The organism is Actinomadura sp. J1-007 (assembly GCF_009793335.1).
Classification (GTDB): domain Bacteria; phylum Actinomycetota; class Actinomycetes; order Streptosporangiales; family Streptosporangiaceae; genus Spirillospora; species Spirillospora yumaensis.
Genome location: NZ_WING01000001.1, coordinates 569,741 through 589,166, shown reverse-complemented (window position 1 = coordinate 589,166; position 19,426 = coordinate 569,741). Strand labels below are relative to the sequence as shown.

Annotated in this window: 19 protein-coding genes and 1 pseudogene; 11 read left to right on the top strand and 9 right to left on the bottom strand. The window is 73.9% G+C overall.

Going from position 1 to position 19,426, the window contains the following annotated elements:
* Positions 1–28 precede the first annotated feature (28 nt).
* A complete protein-coding gene (locus tag GEV43_RS02680; RefSeq protein ID WP_160819330.1) occupies positions 29–1,453 on the top strand; it encodes a PLP-dependent aminotransferase family protein in 1,425 nt (474 codons plus the stop codon).
* Here the strand turns inward: GEV43_RS02680 and GEV43_RS02675 are convergent.
* From GEV43_RS02675 to GEV43_RS02640, 8 genes are all read right to left on the bottom strand, one after another.
* A complete protein-coding gene (locus GEV43_RS02675; RefSeq protein ID WP_160819329.1) occupies positions 1,431–2,792 on the bottom strand; it encodes an ABC transporter ATP-binding protein in 1,362 nt (453 codons plus the stop codon). The two genes, GEV43_RS02680 and GEV43_RS02675, sit on opposite strands and share 23 nt — an antisense overlap.
* A 115-nt stretch (positions 2,793–2,907) precedes the next feature.
* Complete coding sequence (locus tag GEV43_RS02670) at positions 2,908–3,729, bottom strand: urease accessory protein UreD (RefSeq protein ID WP_160819328.1); 822 nt, start codon at positions 3,727–3,729, stop codon at positions 2,908–2,910.
* Entirely contained in the window at positions 3,726–4,418 is a 693-nt protein-coding gene (gene ureG, locus GEV43_RS02665) for an urease accessory protein UreG (RefSeq protein ID WP_160819327.1), read from the bottom strand. Before ureG ends, GEV43_RS02670 begins: the two co-directional genes overlap by 4 nt.
* Before the next feature lie 40 nt (positions 4,419–4,458).
* Positions 4,459–5,142, bottom strand: a complete 684-nt coding sequence (locus tag GEV43_RS02660) for an urease accessory protein UreF (RefSeq protein WP_160819326.1) — start codon at positions 5,140–5,142, stop codon at positions 4,459–4,461.
* 11 nt (positions 5,143–5,153) lie between these two features.
* The gene (locus tag GEV43_RS02655) at positions 5,154–6,911 is read right to left on the bottom strand and encodes an urease subunit alpha (RefSeq protein ID WP_160819325.1); all 1,758 of its coding nucleotides are present in this window, start codon (positions 6,909–6,911) and stop codon (positions 5,154–5,156) included.
* Positions 6,904–7,242, bottom strand: coding sequence for an urease subunit beta (locus tag GEV43_RS02650; RefSeq protein ID WP_160824255.1), 339 nt, complete (start codon positions 7,240–7,242; stop codon positions 6,904–6,906). Before GEV43_RS02650 ends, GEV43_RS02655 begins: the two co-directional genes overlap by 8 nt.
* A 50-nt stretch (positions 7,243–7,292) precedes the next feature.
* Entirely contained in the window at positions 7,293–7,595 is a 303-nt protein-coding gene (locus GEV43_RS02645; RefSeq protein ID WP_160819324.1) for an urease subunit gamma, read from the bottom strand.
* A 151-nt stretch (positions 7,596–7,746) separates the two neighbouring features.
* Positions 7,747–8,343 carry a putative glycolipid-binding domain-containing protein gene (locus GEV43_RS02640; protein ID WP_160819323.1) on the bottom strand — a complete coding sequence of 199 codons (597 nt, stop codon included), beginning with the start codon at positions 8,341–8,343 and terminating at the stop codon, positions 7,747–7,749.
* Between the two features lie 82 nt (positions 8,344–8,425).
* Between GEV43_RS02640 and dnaG the strand changes: the two are divergent.
* The 6 genes and pseudogenes from dnaG to efeB all read left to right on the top strand — a co-directional run.
* Positions 8,426–9,697 (top strand): annotated as a pseudogene (gene dnaG / locus GEV43_RS49225) (DNA primase); the annotation flags it as partial.
* A gap of 272 nt (positions 9,698–9,969) precedes the next feature.
* Positions 9,970–10,398, top strand: a complete 429-nt coding sequence (locus GEV43_RS49220) for a hypothetical protein (protein WP_309239415.1) — start codon at positions 9,970–9,972, stop codon at positions 10,396–10,398.
* A 71-nt stretch (positions 10,399–10,469) separates the two neighbouring features.
* The gene (gene rpoD / locus GEV43_RS02630; RefSeq protein ID WP_160824254.1) at positions 10,470–11,615 is read left to right on the top strand and encodes an RNA polymerase sigma factor RpoD; all 1,146 of its coding nucleotides are present in this window, start codon (positions 10,470–10,472) and stop codon (positions 11,613–11,615) included.
* Between the two features lie 117 nt (positions 11,616–11,732).
* Complete coding sequence (locus GEV43_RS02625; protein WP_160819322.1) at positions 11,733–12,188, top strand: YbjQ family protein; 456 nt, start codon at positions 11,733–11,735, stop codon at positions 12,186–12,188.
* A 165-nt stretch (positions 12,189–12,353) separates the two neighbouring features.
* The gene (efeO, locus tag GEV43_RS02620) at positions 12,354–13,502 is read left to right on the top strand and encodes an iron uptake system protein EfeO (RefSeq protein ID WP_160819321.1); all 1,149 of its coding nucleotides are present in this window, start codon (positions 12,354–12,356) and stop codon (positions 13,500–13,502) included.
* Complete coding sequence (gene efeB / locus GEV43_RS02615) at positions 13,499–14,875, top strand: iron uptake transporter deferrochelatase/peroxidase subunit (protein WP_160819320.1); 1,377 nt, start codon at positions 13,499–13,501, stop codon at positions 14,873–14,875. The genes efeO and efeB overlap by 4 nt, the downstream gene beginning before the upstream one ends.
* 57 nt (positions 14,876–14,932) lie before the next feature.
* Here the strand turns inward: efeB and GEV43_RS02610 are convergent, their stop codons facing one another.
* The gene (locus tag GEV43_RS02610; protein WP_160819319.1) at positions 14,933–16,186 is read right to left on the bottom strand and encodes a molecular chaperone DnaJ; all 1,254 of its coding nucleotides are present in this window, start codon (positions 16,184–16,186) and stop codon (positions 14,933–14,935) included.
* 152 nt (positions 16,187–16,338) lie between these two features.
* On the opposite strand from GEV43_RS02610, the gene GEV43_RS02605 reads away from it, so the two are divergent.
* From GEV43_RS02605 to GEV43_RS02590, 4 genes are all read left to right on the top strand, one after another.
* Positions 16,339–16,914 (top strand): TerD family protein, encoded by a 576-nt coding sequence (locus GEV43_RS02605; protein WP_160819318.1) that lies wholly within the window; start codon positions 16,339–16,341, stop codon positions 16,912–16,914.
* A gap of 85 nt (positions 16,915–16,999) precedes the next feature.
* Positions 17,000–17,578 carry a TerD family protein gene (locus GEV43_RS02600; protein ID WP_160819317.1) on the top strand — a complete coding sequence of 193 codons (579 nt, stop codon included), beginning with the start codon at positions 17,000–17,002 and terminating at the stop codon, positions 17,576–17,578.
* Between the two features lie 37 nt (positions 17,579–17,615).
* Positions 17,616–18,776 carry a DUF475 domain-containing protein gene (locus GEV43_RS02595; RefSeq protein WP_160819316.1) on the top strand — a complete coding sequence of 387 codons (1,161 nt, stop codon included), beginning with the start codon at positions 17,616–17,618 and terminating at the stop codon, positions 18,774–18,776.
* 51 nt (positions 18,777–18,827) lie between these two features.
* On the top strand, positions 18,828–19,406 hold the full coding sequence (locus tag GEV43_RS02590; protein ID WP_160824253.1) for a TerD family protein: 579 nt from the start codon (positions 18,828–18,830) through the stop codon (positions 19,404–19,406).
* Positions 19,407–19,426: the final 20 nt, after the last annotated feature.

Genomic DNA, 19,426 nt, shown 5'->3' with positions numbered 1-19,426 from the left:
CCGACTGAGCCGATCTAGGGTCCGCGGCATGGAGGTCCATGTCAGCCTGGACGGCCGCCGCGATCTTTCCGGGCAGATCTACCGGCAGCTCAGGGCCGCGATCCTCGACGGGCGGGTGCGCGCGGGCGAGCCGCTGCCGCCGACGCGGGAGCTGGCGCGGCGGCTCGCGATCTCCCGCAACACCGTGGCCGCGGCCTACGACCGGCTCGCGGCCGAGGGGTTCCTGAGCGGCCGGGTCGGCGCGGGGACGTTCGTCCTGGACGCGGGGGCGCCGTCGCGCGCCGCGCCGGACGCCTCGCCGCTGCGCCCCCGCGAGGTGTGGGAGTCGATCTCGGCGTGGCCCGGGCGGCTGCCGGACGTGCGGTGGGACTTCCGCGCCGGGCTCCCCGACGTGCGGCTGTTCCCGTACGAGCCGTGGCGGCGGATCATGTCGGGCGTGCTCCGCCCGTCCGGGCTCGGCGACCCGGAGCGGGCGGGCGACCCGGCCGGGCTCCCCGAGCTGCGCGCCGCGATCGCCCGGCACGCGGGCGTGTCCCGCTCGGTGCGGGCGGGCGCGGCCGACGTGGTCGTGACGTCGGGGATCCAGCAGGCCCTCGACCTGATCGGGCGGGTGCTGCTGGAGCCGGGCGCGGTCGTGGCCGTCGAGGACCCCGGGTACCCGCCGGCGCGGCTGCTGTTCCGCTCGCTCGGGATGCGCGTGGCGGGCGTCCCGGTCGACGCGGAGGGGCTGCGGGTGGACGCGCTGCCGGACGACGCGCGCGCGGTGTACGTCACGCCCTCGCACCAGTTCCCGCTCGGGATGCCGATGTCGCTGCCGCGCCGCCGGGCGCTGCTGGACTGGGCGCGCACCCGGGACGTGGTGATCGTGGAGGACGACTACGACACCGAGTACCGGTACGGGGGCCGTCCGATCGAGCCGCTCCAGAGCCTCGACGGCGACGGCCGGGTGCTCTACGTCGGCTCGTTCTCCAAGATCATGCGGCCGGTGCTGCGGCTCGGGTTCGTGGTCGCGCCGCCCGCGCTGCACCGGGCGCTGCGCCTGGCCCGGTACGTGTCGTCCTGGCACGCCGACCTCCCGGTGCAGGCCGCCCTCGCCCGGTTCATCGACGAGGGCCTGCTCGCCCGGCACCTCCGCAGGTCGCGGCGCGAGTACCAGGCGCGGCACGAGCTGGTCGCCGCGCTGCTCGCCGAGCGGTTCGGGGCGTGGCTGTCGCCCGTCCCGTCGGCGGCGGGCCTGCACCTGAGCGCCACCCTCCCGGACGGCGCGGACGACGCGGCGGTGGTGCGGCGCGCGGCGGCCGAGGGCGTCGGGCTCTTCGCGCTGTCGGAGTTCGCGGTGTCGGGCCCGCCCGTCCGGGGGCTCGTCTTCGGGTACGGCGCGGTGCGCGCGGAGGAGATCGGCGCGGGCCTGGAGCGGCTCCGCGCGGTGCTCAGCGGCGCAGCCGGGGCGTGATCCGGACGCCGTCCGCGCCGAAGAGCAGCACGCGGTCGAGGTCCACGGCGAGGGCGACCTCGTCGCCGCGCCTCGGCCGCTCGCCGGAGGCGATCCGGAAGACCAGGTCGGAGCGGCGGTGGTGGCCCGCGTGCTCCTCGGGTTCGGCGGGCTCCGGCGCGCCGGAGCCCGCGAGCCCGAGCAGGCCGCGCAGCCGCGCGGCGAGGCCGGGGGAGGGCGGTTCGGGCTCGGCGGGCGCGTCGGCGGGCCGTCCCACCTCGTTCGCGTCGACGGTCGGCATCCCGGCCTCCGCGTACGCCAGCCAGTCCGACCCGTGGAACTCCAGCGCGCGCACCCGTCCCGAGAACGTCGCGGGCGGCACCGGCTCCCGGGGCGGCGCGGGCGGAGCGGTCGGCGCGTCGAGCGCGCTCGGGGGCGGCGGCGCCGGGAGCGGGACGTCCGGCCCGTCCCCGGCGAGGGACAGCGCGTCGGGGCGGACGCCGACGATCACGGGCGCGCCGTGGTGGCTGATCAGCGCCGCGGCGCGCGGGTCCTCCCACGGGACGGTGATCCGCTGCCGGCCGAGGTCGAGCACGACGCCCTGCCCCTCCACCGCCCACGCGGTCGCCTGGAGCAGGTTGATCGGCGGGGTGCTGAGGAACGCGGCGACGAACACCGTCGCCGGGTCCCGGTAGAGCTGCTCGGGCGTCCCGACGTCCTCCAGGACGCCGTCGCGCAGCACCGCGATCCGGTCGGCCATCGTCATGGCCTCGGTCTGGTCGTGCGTCACGTACACCGTGGTCGTCCCGGTGGACCGGACCAGCGCGGTGATCTCGACGCGCAGCTCGGTGCGCAGCCCGGCGTCCAGGCTGGACAGCGGCTCGTCCATCAGGAACAGCGACGGCTCGCGGATCAGCGCGCGGCCGATCGCGGCGCGCTGCCGCTGCCCGCCCGACAGCGTGCGCGGCAGCCGGTCGATCATGGAGTTGAGGCCGAGGGCGCGGGCCAGCTCGACGACCCGCTCGCCCGCCTCGGCCCGGTCGTCGCGCGCGACCTCCAGGGGGAACATCATGTTGCCGCGCACCGTCCGGTGCGGGTAGAGGGCGCCCTCCTGGAACACCATCGCGACGTTGCGCTCGCGCGGGGACAGCTCGTTGGCGACGGTGCCGTTCAGCCACAGGTCGCCGGCGGTGACCTCCTCCAGGCCCGCGATCATGCGCAGGATCGTGGACTTGCCGCAGCCGGACGGGCCGAGCAGCACGAACAGCTCGCCGTCCTCGATGCGCAGCCGCACGTTCCGCACGGCCCGGTGCCCGCCCGGATACACCTTGTCGACACCGTCGAGCACAACATCCGTCATCGGGACCGCCATGGGGTGGGGCGCAACCTCGGGCCGTCATCCCATCGCGTGCCGGTCGGCCTTGTCCAGGCTTGTCCAGGGCCCAATCCGGCCGTTGCGTGGATTTCGGTGGATTTCAGCGGACGGCGGCAGTTGATTCGTGCGCTTTGTCCGGTCCGGTCATCATCTCACCGCGGACCAGGCGGCGCCGCAGCTCCGCCGAGTCGTCCGCCACGGCCGTCACGAGCACCCCCGGCCCCGCCAGCGGCAGCACCGACAGGCCGTCGCCCGTACGCGCCTCGCGGGCCAGGCCGGGTCCCACGAGCAGGAGGCTCCCCACGGCCCGTGCCGTCCCGAGCACCGCCGGGCCGCCGTAGACGCCGCGCTCGTCCAAGGCCAGCTCGTGCCGCAGCAGCGGAACGCCGCCGTACGTGACGTCGAGCCGGCTCGCGTGGCGGCCGGGCCGTTCGCCGTGCCGTCCGAGCACCAGCTCCTCGCGCCACCGCAGCGCCGCGCCGTCCGCGAGCGCCACGGCGGCGGTCGCGCGGTGCCGGCACCCGGCCGCGGCGACCACCGGCTCCGGCGCGAAGTCCAGGCGCCCGCCGGGCCCGACCGCGGCGCGCACCGCCAGCCGCGACCCGTCCCCGTCCGGGCCGCCGCCCGGCAGCGCGAGCGAGGTCGCCGCCGAACGCACCGCCAGCCGGGCGCCCGCCCCCACCTCCACGTCCAGCTCCAGCACGTCGCCGCCGAGGGGGCCCGCCGCCGCCCCGACCAGGTACACCGCCTCGGCCGTCTCGCGCAGCGCGAGCGGCCCGTCCGACCGCAGCCGGGTGATCCTCGTGACCCCCGCCGGGCCCGCCTCGGCGGTGACGGCCGCGCGCGCCCGGTACCCGCGCCGGCCGCCTTCGGAGCCGTCCGCGCGGCGCGGGCCGGACGCTGCGGCATCGCCGGAGGTCACGGCGCGGTGGCGGTTTCGTGGACGCCCTCGTGCCCGTGGCGGCGGGCGCGCATCACCTCGCGGAGCCAGGAGGCCACCTCGGGCGCGTCGGGCCGTTCGCGCAGGGAGGTGAACGCCACGGGCCTGCCGTCGCGGACCCGCGCGGCGTCGCGGGCCATCACGTCCAGGTCGCTGCCGACCAGCGGCGCGAGGTCGGTCTTGTTGACCACCAGCAGGTTGGCGGCGGCGACGCCGAGGCCGCCCTTGCGGGGCACGTCGTCGCCGCCCGCCACGTCCAGCACGAACACCTGCCGGTCCGCGAGGCCCCGGCTGAACAGCGCGGTCAGGTTGTCGCCGCCGCTCTCCACGATGACCAGGTCGAGCCGCCCGTGCCGGGCCTCCAGGGCCTCGACGGCGTCCAGGTTGGCGGAGATGTCGTCGCGGATCGCGGTGTGCGGGCACGCGCCCGTCCGCACGGCGGCGATCCGGTCGTCCGGCAGGACGGCCTCGCGGCGCAGGAAGTCGGCGTCCTCGGTCGTGTAGATGTCGTTGGTCACGACGGCCAGCTCCAGCTCGTCGCGCAGGACGCGGCACAGCGCGGCGGTCAGCGCGGTCTTGCCGCTGCCGACCGGCCCGCCGATGCCGAGCCGCAGCGCCCGGCCGTCCGCCGGGGCGGCGCGGTGCGGGTCGTGGTCGTGGTGGGCGCCCAAGGGAACCTCCGTGGTCGGTGCGGCGGAGCGCCGCGGACGGTCAGGACTCGAAGAGGCGCAGGTCGCTGCGCAGGTGGTTCTCGGCGTGCAGGTCGAGGAGCGGCGCCGACGGCGCGGGCAGCCCGCTCCACGGGCCGCGCGCGCACCCCGCCGCCTCCGCCGCCACCGCGTCCACCCGGGGCGCGAGCGCGGCGAGGGCGCGGTTGACGGCCAGCGGGTCGAGGCCGAGGAGCCGTACGGCGGCGGACGCGGGCCCGGTCACCGCCCCGTACGCGGCGATCGCGGCGGCGTCCGCCGGGCCGCCGCCCGCCGACGCCGCCGCCGCGCCGAGGACGAGCGGGTGGTGCGGGCCGTCCGGCGCGGCGGAGCCGAGCGCGTCGAGCGACGAGTGCGGCCACGCCGCCCGCGCCACGCGCAGCAGGGAACGGCCCTGCGCACGCGACGCGCGGCGCTGCGCGGGCGACGGCGTACGGGCGTCGGCCTCCCGGTCCAGCCCGGCCCACCCGGGGCCGCCTTCGGTCCGGTCGGCGAGTGCGGCGCAGGCCGCGGCGGCGAGCGCGGCGGCCACGAGACCCGCGGTGGCGAGGCGTCCGCGCAGGAAGTCGGCCAGCTCGTCCACGTCCGTGACGGCACCGGCGGCGACGGCGGGTTCGAGCCCGCCGGAGTGGGCGTGCCCTCCGGCGGGGAGCCGCGAGTCGGCGAGGAGCAGCAGCGAGGCGTTCACGCGGGCGGCGATCAGAAGAGGAAGTAGCGCTGGGCCATCGGCAGCTCCTCGGCGGGCGCGGGCTCCACCTCGTCGCCGTCGATCGTGACCGTGAACGTGTCGGGATCGACGCCGATGTCGGGCAGCGCGCCGTTCAGCGGCAGGTCGGTCTTGGCGAGCCGGCGCGTGTCGCGCACCGGGACGAGCGCCCGCCGCACGGCGAGCCGCCCCGCGAGGCCGTCCTCCAGCGCCGCCTCGGACACGAAGTGCACGGACGTCGCGGCGGCGGCCGGGGGAGCGGCGCCGAACATCGGCCGCGGCAGGACGGGCTGCGGCGTCGGGATCGAGGCGTTCGCGTCGCCCATCGCGGCCCACGCGATCATCCCGCCCTTCAGCACGGTCCTCGGGCGGACGCCGAAGAACGCCGGGTCCCACAGCACCAGGTCGGCGAGCTTGCCCGGCTCGACGGACCCGACCTCGCCGTCCAGGCCGTGCGCGATCGCCGGGTTGATCGTGTACTTGGCGACGTACCGGCGGGCGCGCAGGTTGTCGGCCGCGCCGTCGCCGGGCAGCGCCCCGCGCCGCCGCTTCATCGCGTGCGCGGTCTGCCACGTGCGCAGCACCGTCTCGCCGATCCGGCCCATCGCCTGCGAGTCCGACCCGATGATCGAGATCGCGCCGAGGTCGTGCAGGACGTCCTCGGCGGCCATCGTCGTCGGGCGGATCCGCGACTCGGCGAACGCCAGGTCCTCCGGCACCGACGGGCTCAGGTGGTGGCACACCATGAGCATGTCCAGGTGCTCGTCCAGCGTGTTGACCGTGTGCGGGCGCGTCGGGTTGGTCGAGGACGGCAGCACGTTCGGGTGCGACGCGACGGTGATGATGTCGGGCGCGTGCCCGCCGCCCGCGCCCTCGGTGTGGTAGGCGTGGACCGTCCGGCCGCCGATCGCGCCGAGCGTCGACTCGACGTACCCCGCCTCGTTCAACGTGTCGGAGTGCAACGCGGCCTGCACGCCCGACGCGTCCGCCACGCGCAGGCACGCGTCGATCGCGGCGGGCGTCGAACCCCAGTCCTCGTGCAGTTTGAACCCGGACGCCCCCGCGCGGAGCTGCTCCCACAGCGCGTCCTCGGAGACCGTGTTGCCCTTGCCGAGCAGCGCCACGTTCACCGGGTGCCCGTCGAGCGCCTCCAGCATCCGGTGCAGGTACCAGGCGCCGGACACGGTGGTGGCCTTGGTGCCCTCGGCGGGCCCCGTGCCTCCGCCGACCAGCGTCGTCACGCCCGCGCCGAGCGCCTCGTCGAGGAGCTGCGGGCAGATCAGGTGGACGTGCGAGTCGACGGCCCCCGCGGTGAGGATCGCGCCGTTCCCCGCGAGGACCTCGGTGGACGGGCCGATCACCAGCCCGGGGTGGACGCCGTCCATGGTGTCGGGGTTGCCCGCCTTGCCGAGCGCGACGATCCGCCCGTCGCGCACGCCCACGTCGGCCTTCACCACGCCCCAGTGGTCGAGCACGACCGCGCCGGTGACCACCAGGTCGAGCGCCCCCTCCGCGCGCGTCGTCCGCGCCTGGCCCATCGACTCGCGGATCACCTTGCCGCCGCCGAACACCGCCTCGTCCCCGGCGCCCGCCGGGCCGCGGCTGCGGTCCTCGGTCACCTCCACGAACAGATCGGTGTCGGCGAGCCGGATGCGGTCGCCCGCCGTGGGCCCGTACAGCTCGGCGTACCGCGCGCGCGACAGCCGCGCCCCGCCCGCCCGCGGCTCGGCGCCCGCCCCCGGCTCAGCCATCGAGGGGCCCCGCCATCTCCTCGCGCAGCCCCGGGACGACGCGCCGCCCCGCCAGCGGAACGAGCGCCACCTCCCTCGTCATCCCCGGCTCGAACCGCACGGCCGTGCCCGCCGGGACGTCGAGCCGCAGGCCCCACGCCGCGTCCCGGTCGAACTCCAGCGCCGGGTTGGCCGCCGCGAAGTGGTAGTGCGACCCCACCTGGACGGGACGGTCGCCGGTGTTGACCACGGTCACCTCCACGCGCGGGCGCCCGGGGTTGAGCTCGACCGCCTCGGCGCCCGTGACGACCTGGCCGGGCGCGAACGGGGCGGGCGCGACCTGGCCGGGCACGACCTGGCCGGGCGTGAACGGGCCGGGCGTCAACGGGGCGTCGCCGGCGCTCACGGGATCGGCCTGTGGACGGTGACGAGCTTGGTGCCGTCGGGGAAGGTGGCCTCGATCTGGACCGAGTCGAGCATCTCCGGGACGCCGTCCATGACGTCGTCGCGGGCCAGGACCGTGCGGCCGGACTCCATGAGCGCGGCCACCGTCCGCCCGTCGCGGGCGCCCTCCAGGATGTGCACGGCGATGACCGCGGTGGCCTCGGGGTGGTTGAGCCGCAGCCCGCGCGCCCGCCGGTCCCGCGCGACCTGCGCCGCGACGTGGATGAGCAGGCGTTCCCGCTCGTGTGGAGTGATCAGCACAGCTCCGGACGCTAGTTCGGCGCCCGCCCCGAGGGAACGCTCGCGTTGCGCATTTAACCGCCTTTTCACAACGCCGCGCCGCCCGAAATGGAACCGACATAACGCCCTAATCCGGGCGTAACAGGCCGCTTCCTCCCGGGCCCCGAGGCCCTCAGACCCGGCGGCCGATGGACGGGTAGTCGAGGACGAAGCCGTCGCGGTCGAAGACGATCTCCTGCTCCCAGCCCTCGCTCTCGTAGCGGACCACCGAGCGGTCGCCGTCCCGCCGGACGAACGCGTAGGTCTGCCGGGACGGCAGCACGGCCAGATCCGGCACCGACACCCACGCCATCAGGTGCTCGGCCGGCCCGCCGCCGTCGAGGAGGCCCGACCGGAGCACCGGCATCGTGTTGGTCAGCGGGCAGAGCCCCAGGTCGCAGTCCAGCGCGCCCGCGAACCGCGCGGCCTCGCCGCCCGGCGGGCGCAGCGCCACGTGGCCGTCCGCCCGCGCGCTGACCGTCCATTCGCCCTCGGGGCGGTTGACCAGCTCCAGCGACCGCTCCCAGGCCCCCTCGGGGCCCGTCCCCCAGGTCCGCACCAGCAGCCGCGCCGTGACGTACCTCTCACCGGTGGCCAGCTCGTACTCCAGCCGGTACGGCACGTCGCCGCCCCCGACGGCGCTCCCCGTCGCCGCCAGCGCGCCGCCGCCGAGCTCCACATCGGCCAGCTCCGCGCCCTCCGGCTTCACCCACACCAGTGATCTGCCCATCCCCCCAGTGTTCCCCCCGCCTCCGACAGAATCCGGGACGCGGCGGCGCGCCGCGAAACCGGGCCCAACCGGTTCCTGCGGGATGCGCCGGATGTCGTGGGACGAGATTAGACTCGCCGCCGTGGCAGGCCGGATTCGCAATGAGGACATCGCGCTCGTACGGGAGCGGTCGTCGGTCGACGCCGTGGTCGGGGAGTACCTCCAGCTGCGCAGCGCGGGCGGCGGCAACCTCAAGGGCCTGTGCCCGTTCCACGACGAGAAGTCGCCCTCGTTCAACGTCACGCCGAGCCGGGGCCTGTGGTACTGCTTCGGCTGCGCGGCCGGCGGCGACGTGATCAAGTTCGTCCAGGAGATCGAGCACCTGACGTTCTCCGAGGCCGTCGAACGGCTCGCCGCGCAGGCCGGGATCCAGCTCCGCTACGAGGAGGGCGGCGGCGGGCGGCCCCGCCAGGACGGCGGGCAGCGGGCGCGGCTGATCGAGGCCCACAAGGTCGCGGCGGAGTTCTACGCCGACCAGCTCGGGTCCGCCGAGGGCGTGATCGGCCGCAAGTTCCTGTCCGAGCGCGGGTTCGAGGCCGCCGACGCCGAGCGGTTCGGGGTCGGGTTCGCGCCGCGCGAGTGGGAGGCGCTCGTCCGGCACCTGCGCCAGCGCGGCTTCGCCGACCGCGAGATGATCGCGGGCGGCCTCGTCAGGGAGGGCCGGCGCGGCCCGATGGACCGGTTCCGCGGCCGGCTGATCTGGCCGATCCGCGACCTGAGCGGCGACGTGATCGGGTTCGGGGCGCGCAGGCTGTACGAGGACGACGAGGGGCCGAAGTACCTCAACACGCCCGAGTCCCCGATCTTCCACAAGGGCTCGGTGCTGTACGGGGCCGACCTGGCGAAGAAGGAGATCGCGCGGCGGCGGCAGGCCGTCGTCGTCGAGGGCTACACCGACGTGATGGCCTGCCATCTGAGCGGCGTCCCGACCGCCATCGCCACCTGCGGCACGTCGTTCGGCGACGACCACATCAAGATCCTGCGGCGCCTGCTGATGGACCAGGACGAGTTCCGCGGCGAGGTCGTGTTCACCTTCGACGGCGACTCGGCCGGGCAGAAGGCGGCGCTGCGGGCGTTCGCCGACGAGCAGAAGTTCGTCACGCAGACGTTCGTCGCCGTCCAGCCCGACGGGCTCGACCCCTGCGACCTGCGGATCCGGCACGGCGACGCGGCGGTGCGCGACCTGGTCGCCTCGCGGCTGCCGCTGTTCGAGTTCGCGGTGCGCAGCGCGATCGAGCAGCACGACCTCGACACCGCCGAGGGGCGGCTCGCGGCGCTGGACGCGGCGGCGCCGGTCGTCGCGGCGATCAAGGACCGGTCGCTGCGGCAGATGTACGCGGTCAGCCTCGACCGCTGGCTCGGCATCATGGACGAGCAGTTCGTGCTGCGGCGCGTGCGGGAGCTGTCCGCTCGCCAGCAGCAGGCGCGCGGCGGACGCGGCGGAGGCGGAGGAGGCGCGGGCGGCAACGGCCGCGACTTCGGCGGCGGCGCGCCCGCGGGGGCCCCGGTTCGGCGGCCCCCGAGCGGCCCGCGTACGATCCGGGCCATCCCGACGTCCAGCGGGAGCGCGAGCTGCTCAAGCTGGCCGTGCAGCGCCCGGCGGTGCTCGGCCCGGCGTTCGACGAGGTCCCGGCGGGGGCGTTCATCGCGCCGCCGCACGCGGCGGTGCGGGAGGTCATCGCGGCGGCGGGCGGCGTGGCCGCGGCCGGGGGCAGCGCCGAGTGGGTGGCGTACCTCCTGGAGCACGTTCCGAACGACCAGGTCAGAAGCCTGGTGACGCTGCTCGGAGTGGAGCCGGTGCGCTCCGCACAGGAATCGGATGACCGTTATGCCGCCGAGCTTCTGGCCCGAATTCAGGAACGCCAGCTCACACGCATGATCGCGGACGCCAAATCTAAACTCCAGCGGCTGAATCCGGCCGATCATCCCGAGGAGTACAACCGGCTCTTCGGCGATCTTGTCGCGCTTGAGCAGCAGAGACGGGTGTTGCGCGAGCGCGGGCTTGGGTCCCAGTAAGTCAAGAGACCGCAAAATGGGTCCTGTGATCTAGGCCCTACGTGACGCAGACTGTCCCCGTGGGCCCTTCGGTGCTGCCAAGCGAGGCGCCATCGGTTGATCAGGTGGCGGACCTCGTCGCACGCGGTAGAGAGCGCGGCGGTGTGACCGTCGATGACGTCGCTGCCGCGCTCGATCGCTCGGACTTGCCGGACGACTCCCTCGAACGGGTCGTCCGGATGCTCGCAGAGCAGGGGGTAGAGGTCCTCGAATCTCAGCAGGAGACCGAGGACGTCACGCGAGCGGATGAGGGAGACCTCGGCAAGCGGGCGCCGACGAGCGACCTGGTTCGGATCTACCTGAGAGAGATCGGTCGCGTACCGCTTCTCACGGCAGAAGATGAAGTCGAACTAGCGAAATCGATCGAGGCGGGACTGTTCGCGGAGGAGAAGATGGCGCACGTCGCCATCCTCTCCCGCGGCGAGCGGCTCGACCTCGAACTGCTCGCCCGAGAGGGAGTACGGGCGAAGCAACGCCTGATCGAGGCCAACCTGCGCCTGGTGGTCTCGATCGCCAAACGCTACGTGGGCCGGGGAATGCTGTTCCTCGACCTGATTCAGGAGGGAAATCTCGGACTCATCCGTGCGGTCGAGAAATTCGACTACACCAAGGGGTTCAAGTTCTCGACGTACGCGACCTGGTGGATCCGCCAGGCGATCACCCGCGCGATCGCCGACCAGGCCCGGACCATCCGGATCCCGGTGCACATGGTGGAGACCATCAACAAGCTGGTGCGCGTCCAGCGCCAGCTCCACCAGGACCTCGGCCGCGAGCCGAGCCCCGACGAGATCGGCCTGGAGATGGGCCTGTCGCCCGTCCGGGTCGTCGAGATCCAGCGCATCGCCCAGGAGCCGGTGTCGCTCCAGTCGCCGATCGGCGAGGAGGACTCCGACCTCGGCGACTTCATCGAGGACGCCGACGCGGTCGTGCCGATCGAGGCCGCGGCGTTCATCCTCCTCCAGGACCAGCTGGAGGACATCCTGGGCACGCTGTCGGACCGGGAGCAGCGCATCATCCAGTTGCGCTTCGGCCTGACCGACGGCCACCCGCGCACCCTCGAAGAGGTCGGCAGGGAGTTCGGCGTCACGCGCGAGCGGATCCGCCAGATCGAGAGCAAGACGCTGGCGAAGCTGCGCCACCCGTCGCGCGCGCAGATGCTCCGGGAGTATCTGGATTGACCGCCGTTCCGCCGTGGCCGCGGGAAGACCGCGCAGGTCCCGCGACCACGGCGGAACGCCTCCCGGCCCGGAGCGCGGGCGGGACGGAACGTCCCCCGCGTGGATTACCTTGGTCCCATGCTGATCGTGACGACTGACGGCCTGGCGGGCCACGAGATCCGGACCGTTCTCGGCGAGGTCCTGGGCACGGCCGTCCAGGGCGGATCGGCGCAGGCGCACCCGCAGCCCGGCAGCGTCGCGACGTTCCGCGTGACGGGGGAGACGCCGGCGCAGGGCCTGGCGGCGGCGCGCCGCGAGGCGATCGACCGGCTCGGCGAGGAGGCCCGCCGCAGGGGCGCCAACGCCGTGGTCGGCATGTGCTTCGACACCGCGCAGCTCGGCGGCGGGAGCCACGAGGTCTGCGCGTACGGCACGGCGGTGTGGGCCGAGCCCGTCCAGGCGGCCCCGGCCCCGCCGGCGCAGCAGCAGTACCCGCAGGGCGGCCCGATGCCCCCGGCGTACGACCCGCAGCCCGGCGGCCCGCCGATGGCCGCCCGCAACCTCACGATCGGGCTGAACGACCGCCCCCGCTGACCCCGCGCCCTCCGGCGGCGCGGCGCTCCCGGCCGTCCCCGCGGGCCGGTGATCTCCGCAGGTCGCGGGTGGGATCGGTCACTGTCCCGGCGGCGACTGGCGCGGTCAGGTTAGCTTTGGCTAATTTAGGCGAGCCTAACCACATGTGCCCGTTCTGGAGTCTCCATGCGCGCTGTCTCTGTCCTCGCCCTCTCGGGCGTCGCGGCGGTCTCGATGTCCCTTCTCGCGGCGTGCGGCGGTGACGGCAAGGACGACGCGTCCGGGGGCAAGGCCATCGCGGTGACCGCGACCGACGACTCCTGCGAGGTGGCGAAGAAGGACCTGCCCGCGGGCAAGAACACCTTCAAGGTCACCAACAAGGGCTCCAAGGTCAACGAGTTCGAGGTGCTCAAGCCGGACGGCAAGATCCTCGCCGAACGGGAGAACATCGGCCCCGGCACCAACGTCGACTTCGTGGTCAACCTCCCCGCCGGGACGTACAAGCTCCTGTGCAGCGCGGGGCAGACCGGCAAGGGCCCGACCCAGGACGTCACGGTCTCCGGCGGCGGCGCGGCGGGCGGCGCGGCGGGCGGCGACCAGCGCCTCACCAAGGCGGCGGCCGACTACAAGGCGTACGTCATCACCAACGTGGACGACACGATCGCGAAGGCCCGCCTGTTCGCCGACGCGGTGAAGAAGAACGACGTGGCGAAGGCCAAGGAGCTGTACGCGCCGTCCCGCGTCGGCTGGGAGACGATCGAGCCGGTCGCCGAGAAGTTCGGCGACCTCGACCCGAAGGTCGACGCGCGCGAGGCCGACCTGACCGCCGAGGAGAAGGCGAACTGGTCCGGCTGGCACCTGCTGGAGAAGGCGCTCTGGAAGGACGGCTCGGTCAAGGGCAAGGAGAAGTACGCCGACCAGTTGCTCCAGGACCTCGGCACGCTGAAGTCGCGCCTGCCCGGCCTGACCCTCGACCCGGTGAACGACATGGCGGGCGGCGCGAAGGAGTTGCTGGACGAGGTCGCGACCGGCAAGGTCACCGGCGAGGAGGAGGCGTTCAGCCACACCGACCTGGTCGACTTCAAGGCCAACGTGGACGGCGCCAAGAAGATCTACGAGCTGCTCAAGCCGGTCGTCGCGGAGAAGGACGCCGCGCTCGCCGGGGACCTCGACGAGAACTTCGCCGCGGTCGAGGCGCTGCTGAACAAGTACGAGAAGGGCGACGGCTACGTCTCGTACGACAAGGTCGGCAAGGACGACCGCAAGAAGCTCGCCGACGCCGTCAACGCGCTCGGCGAGCCGCTGTCCAAGCTCGCGGGAGCGGTGAGTCGATGAACGGTGCCGGGCAAGGGAACGAGCCCGAGGAACGTCCCGCCGAGACGGTCGGAGCGGGCGGAAAGAGCGCCACGGGCGCAACGAGCGGAAAGAGCGCCACGGGCGCAGCGAGCGCGACGAGCGGCGCGGGGGCCGGGAGGCCGCCGGCGGTGACGCGGCGGCGGATGCTCGGCTTCTCCGGCGCGGGCCTGCTGGTCGGCGCGGCGGCGGGCGCCGGGCTCGACCGGGTCGCGTCGGCCGAGTCGGCCGGGAAGGACGGGCCCGCGTCGGCGGGCGCGGTCGCGTTCCACGGGCCGCACCAGGCGGGGATCGCCACGCCCGTGCAGGACCGGCTGCACTTCGCGGCGTTCGACGTGGTCACCCGCGACCGGGACAAGCTCGTCCGGATGCTGAAGGAGTGGACCGAGGCCGCGGCCGCGATGACGGCGGGCCGCGCCGTCGGCGCGGGCGCGGTCGGCGGACCCGCGGTGGCGCCGCCCGACGACACCGGTGAGGCCGAGGGGCTGCCGCCGTCGCGGCTGACGCTGACGATCGGGTTCGGGCCGACGCTGTTCGACAAGGACGGCGAGGACCGCTTCGGGATCAAGGCGAAGCGCCCGGCGGCGCTGGCGGACCTGCCGCACTTCCCGGGCGACAGGCTCGACCCCGACCGCAGCGGCGGTGACATCGCCGTCCAGGCGTGCGCGGACGACCCGCAGGTGGCGGTGCACGCGATCCGCAACCTGGCGCGGATCGGGTTCGGCGTCGTCGCGGTGCGGTGGTCGCAGCTCGGGTTCGGCAAGACGTCCTCGACGACGCCGGACGCGCAGACGCCGCGCAACCTGTTCGGCTTCAAGGACGGCACGGAGAACATCGCGGGCGACGACGACGCCCTGCTGGCCAGGCACGTGTGGGCCGGGAAGGGCGACGGGGCCGACTGGATGGCCGGCGGCTCGTACCTGGTGGCCCGCCGGATCCGGATGCACATCGAGACGTGGGACCGCACGTCCCTGCGCGAGCAGGAGGACGTCTTCGGGCGCGACAAGGGCGAGGGCGCCCCGGCCGGCGCCCGGAAGGAACGCGACAAGGTCGTCCTCGCCCGGATGAAGCCCGACGCGCACGTGCGGCTGGCCCATCCCGACAGCAACGGCGGCGCGCGGATCCTGCGGCGGGGCTACTCGTTCACCGACGGGTCGGACGGCCTCGGGCGCCTGGAGGCCGGGCTGTTCTTCATCGCCTTCCAGCGGGACCCCCGGACGGGGTTCATCAAGATCCAGCAGTCGCTGGCGTCGGACGCCATGAACGAGTACGTCCAGCACGTCGGGTCGGGCGTCTTCGCCTGCCCTCCCGGCGTCCGCAAGGGCGGCTACTGGGGCGAGACCCTCTTCGGCTGACCGGACGCGCCGTCCCTGGAGCCCGTGCTCGGGCCGAGGCGCCCGGAGACCGGGACGCTACTCGCCCTGGGCGGCGCGTTCGGAGCGGATGCGCGCCACGACGTCGCCCGCGGCCGTCTTGACCGCCTCCAGCTCCTGGAGGTACGCCCAGTAGTCGGGGTGCGCGCTGCCCTCAAGCCGCTGGGGAGCCCGTTCGAGCCGGGCCACGAGGTCGTCCAGCACGCGCACGTGGTGCGGCGCCGCGCCGCCCGGCTGCGCCATCGCCAGCCGCTGCGCGTCGCGGACCGCGAACCGCGCGGACTCGGCGGGCCTGCCGGGGTCGGCCGCCGCCGCGTCGAGCTCGGCGACCCGGCCGGTGACCTGCCCGGCGCGCCGGTCGGCCGCGTTCAGCTCGGTGCGGGCGGCGGTCAGGGCCCGCTGGGCGTCCTTCCACTCGGCGCGGGCGATGAACGCCGACGCCTCGTTCAGCCGCTCCCGCGCCCGCGTCGCGCCCGCCTCGATCGCCTCGGGCGCGCCCTTGAGGTCCTGCCAGCACGCGGCCGAGTAGCCGCGCAGCAGCCGCTTCATCGCCTCCCTGACGGGCCCGACGCGGCCCGCGACGGCGTCGGCCCTGGTCCGGACCGAGGTCAGCGAATTGCGGACCTTCTCGGCCATCTGGGGCAGCTCCGCGGCGGCCTCCCGGGCCGCCTCGGCGATCGACAGCACCTCGTCGGCCTTGTCCATCGCCCCGGCGAGCCCGAGCCCGCCGAGGCCCTGCGAGCTCAGCACCGACAGCGCCTCCCGGGCCCGCGCCAGCTCGGCCTCGGGATCGGAGGCGTCCATGCCCGCCTTGCGCGCGGCCTCGATCGCCGCGTCGGCCGCGGCCACCGCGTCGCGGGCCGCGGTCAGCCGGGGCGGGAGCTGGTCGAGGGTCGCCTCCAGCCGGGCCATCTTCGGCGCGAGCCGCCCCGCGAAGCCGTTCAGGTCGGCGGTGATCTTGGCGAGCCGCTCGCCGACGGCGGCGAACGCCCGCCGCGCCGCGTCGTACTCGGCGGGCGAACGGTCGGGCTCGTCGAGCGGATGGGCGTCCAGCACGTCGATGTAGGCGATGGACGCGGCGTTGGCGGCGTCGTTCAGCCGCCCGAACTCGCGCTGCGCGGGCTCGGCGGCCCGCGCGTCGAGGTCGGCGAACACGGTGACGCGGCCGTCCAGGTACTTCTGGGCCTGGTCCATGTCGTAGAAGGCGGCCGAGACCGCCTCCCTGGCCTCGATCGCCGCCGCCTCGGCCCGCTCGCCCCGCCCTCGGCGGCGCTGGTCGCCCGCTCCCCGCAACGCTGCCTCCCTTCGCCGGGCCCCAGTCTCCCGCAGAATGTGGCCCGGAACGTAATGCTTCCTTATGGGAGGGAACGGATAGCATCGCTGCTACGTCGGTATAGCGAGGCGCCGGTCCGGCGTCCGATAATGCATGCGATCTTGGAGGCACTGTGGGCGTCAGTCTGAGCAAGGGCGGAAACGTCTCCCTCACCAAGCAGGCGCCCGGGCTGACCGCGGTGACCGTGGGGCTCGGCTGGGACCTGCGGACCACCACCGGGGCCGACTTCGACCTGGACGCGTCGGCGATGGTCCTGGACGCCTCCGGCAAGATCCTCACCGACCAGCACTTCGTGTTCTTCAACAACCTGCGTACCCCGGACGGCGGCGTCGTGCACACCGGCGACAACACCACCGGCGAGGGCGAGGGCGACGACGAGCGGATCGACGTCAACTTCGGGGCGATGCCCGACACCGCCGACCGCGTCGCGTTCGCGGTGTCGATCTACGACGCCGACAGCCGCGGGCAGAACTTCGGGCAGGTCCGCAACGCCTACATCCGGGTGGTCGACCAGAACGGCGGCGCCGAGCTGGCCCGCTACGACCTGACCGAGGACGCGTCGATGGAGACGGCGATGGTGTTCGGCGAGCTGTACCGCAACGGGCCGGAGTGGAAGTTCCGCGCGGTCGGGCAGGGGTACGCCTCCGGCCTGGCCGGCATCGCCACGGACTTCGGCGTCAAGCTCTGAGCCCCGCGGCCGGCGCGCACGGCCGGCGCCGCCCGTACCGACGCACCAGCGTCCGACCGACGACACCGACAGGAGCAACCCGATCATGGGAGTATCACTCGCCAAGGGCGGCAACGTCTCGCTGACGAAGGCCGCGCCCAACCTCACCGCTGTCTCCGTGGGGCTCGGCTGGGACGTCCGCGCCACCACCGGCGCCGACTTCGACCTGGACGCCTCGGCGCTGATGCTCGGCTCCACCGGCAAGGTCATGTCCGACCAGCACTTCGTGTTCTTCAACAACCTCAAGAGCCCCGACGGGTCCGTCGAGCACACCGGCGACAACCTGACCGGCGAGGGCGAGGGCGACGACGAGAGCATCAACGTCGACCTGAGCGCCGTCCCGGCCGACTGCGACCGCATCGTCTTCCCGGTGTCGATCTACGACGCCGACAACCGGCAGCAGAGCTTCGGCCAGGTCCGCAACGCGTTCATCCGGATCGTCAACCGTTCCGACAACAACGAGCTGGCCAGGTTCGACCTCACCGAGGACGCCTCCACCGAGACGGCCATGGTGTTCGGGGAGCTCTACCGCCACAACGGCGAGTGGAAGTTCCGCGCGGTCGGCCAGGGGTACGCCTCAGGTCTGGCCGGCATCGCCATGGACTTCGGCGTCAACGTAGGTTGATAGCCGGGGTCCGCCCACACCTAGCAGAGATACGCGCATGATTCTTCGCACCTTCGGGTGGTCCTTCGCCATCACGGTCCTCGGCCTCCTCGTCGCGCTGCTGTACGACGGGGCGACCGGGCTCGCCCTGGTGGCGGTGCTGGCCGTCCTCGAGATCTCCCTGTCGTTCGACAACGCCGTGGTCAACGCCAAGGTGCTGGACCGGATGTCGCCGTTCTGGCAGAAGATCTTCCTGACCGTCGGCATCGCCATCGCCGTGTTCGGCATGCGGCTGGTGTTCCCGTTGCTCATCGTGACGGTCACCGCCGGGCTCGGCCCGATCGAGGCGTTCGATCTCGCGCTCAACGACCCGTCCCGCTACCACCACCTGATGAACGACGCGTACCCGATGATCGCGGCGTTCGGCGGGATGTTCCTGATGATGCTGTTCCTCGACTTCGTGTTCGAGGAGCGGGCCGACAAGTGGCTGCCGTGGCTGGAGAAGCCGCTCGCCCGGATCGGCAAGCTCGACCAGCTCTCGGTCGTGGTGGCGGGCGGCTCCCTGGCGTTCGTGGCGGGCCTGTTCGCCAAGGAGCCCGGCGACGTGATGGTCGCCGGGGTCCTCGGCATGGTCACCTACATCCTGGTCAACGGGCTCGGCGACCTGTTCTCCGAGGCGTCCGAGGACGACGAGGACGAGGCGGAGGACGGCGGGTCGGCGCAGGCCGCCGAGTCCGGCGCGGGCACGGCGGCCGCGGCGGGCGGCGGCGCGTCGGCGGCCCGGACGGGCGGCCCGAGCGCGCTCGCCCTGGCCACCGGCAAGGCCGGGTTCTTCCTGTTCCTCTACCTCGAGGTGCTCGACGCCTCGTTCTCCTTCGACGGCGTCATCGGCGCGTTCGCGATCAGCACCGACCCGATCGTCATCGCCCTCGGCCTCGGCATCGGCGCGATGTACATCCGTTCGCTCACCGTCTTCCTCGTCCGCAAGGGCACGCTGCACGAGTACGTGTACCTGGAGCACGGCGCGCACTGGGCGATCGGCGCGCTGGCGGTCTGCATGCTGGTCAGCATCGGCCACCACGTGCCCGAGTGGGTCACCGGCGGCCTCGGCGCGGGCCTGATCATCGCGGCGTTCGTCAGCTCGGTGGTGCGCAACAAGGGCGGCGAGGGCGGCTCCGGGGCGGGCCGCGACCGGCCGGCCGAGTCCGTCAAGGTGTGACCTCCCGGGGCCGGCCGGGGGCCGGTCCCGCACCTCACGAAGGAGACGATGATGTCGGTCTCGCTGGCCAAGGGGCAGAAGGTCTCGCTGGCCAAGCCCGGCGGCGGCGCGCTCAGCCTGGTCAAGATGGGCCTCGGCTGGGACGCGGTCGCCAAGAAGGGGCTGTTCGGCAAGGGCAAGGCCCAGTCCATCGACCTCGACGCGTCCTGCCTGCTGTTCGACGCGAGCGGCAACCTCGCCGACGCCGTCTGGTTCCGCCAGCTCCGCAGCAAGGACGGCTCGGTCCTGCACACCGGCGACAACCTCACGGGCGAGGGGGAGGGCGACGACGAGGTCATCAACGTCGACCTCCAGCGGGTGCCGGCCAACATCGTCCAGCTCGTGTTCACCGTCAACTCGTTCACCGGGCAGGACTTCTCGCAGATCGCCAACGCGTTCTGCCGCCTGGTCGACGAGGGCACCGGGCAGGAGCTGGCGCGCTACGACCTGAGCGGCGCGGGCCAGCACAACGCCCAGATCATGGCCAAGGTCGCCCGCGAGGGGCAGGGCTGGTCGATGACCGCGATCGGCGCCACCGCGACCGGCCGCACGTTCCAGCACCTGCTCCCCGCCGTCTCCGAGCACCTCTGAGCGCGGCGGCCGCCTCCGGG

Coding starts and splice junctions, on each gene's coding strand:
- GEV43_RS02680 (WP_160819330.1), top strand. CDS start 29: ATGGAGGTCCATGTCAGCCTGGACGGCCGCCGCGATCTTTCCGGGCAG.
- GEV43_RS02675 (WP_160819329.1), bottom strand. CDS start 2,792: ATGACGGATGTTGTGCTCGACGGTGTCGACAAGGTGTATCCGGGCGGG.
- GEV43_RS02655 (WP_160819325.1), bottom strand. CDS start 6,911: ATGGCTGAGCCGGGGGCGGGCGCCGAGCCGCGGGCGGGCGGGGCGCGG.
- GEV43_RS02640 (WP_160819323.1), bottom strand. CDS start 8,343: ATGGGCAGATCACTGGTGTGGGTGAAGCCGGAGGGCGCGGAGCTGGCC.
- GEV43_RS02625 (WP_160819322.1), top strand. CDS start 11,733: ATGCTGATCGTGACGACTGACGGCCTGGCGGGCCACGAGATCCGGACC.
- efeO (WP_160819321.1), top strand. CDS start 12,354: ATGCGCGCTGTCTCTGTCCTCGCCCTCTCGGGCGTCGCGGCGGTCTCG.
- efeB (WP_160819320.1), top strand. CDS start 13,499: ATGAACGGTGCCGGGCAAGGGAACGAGCCCGAGGAACGTCCCGCCGAG.
- GEV43_RS02600 (WP_160819317.1), top strand. CDS start 17,000: ATGGGAGTATCACTCGCCAAGGGCGGCAACGTCTCGCTGACGAAGGCC.
- GEV43_RS02595 (WP_160819316.1), top strand. CDS start 17,616: ATGATTCTTCGCACCTTCGGGTGGTCCTTCGCCATCACGGTCCTCGGC.
- GEV43_RS02590 (WP_160824253.1), top strand. CDS start 18,828: ATGTCGGTCTCGCTGGCCAAGGGGCAGAAGGTCTCGCTGGCCAAGCCC.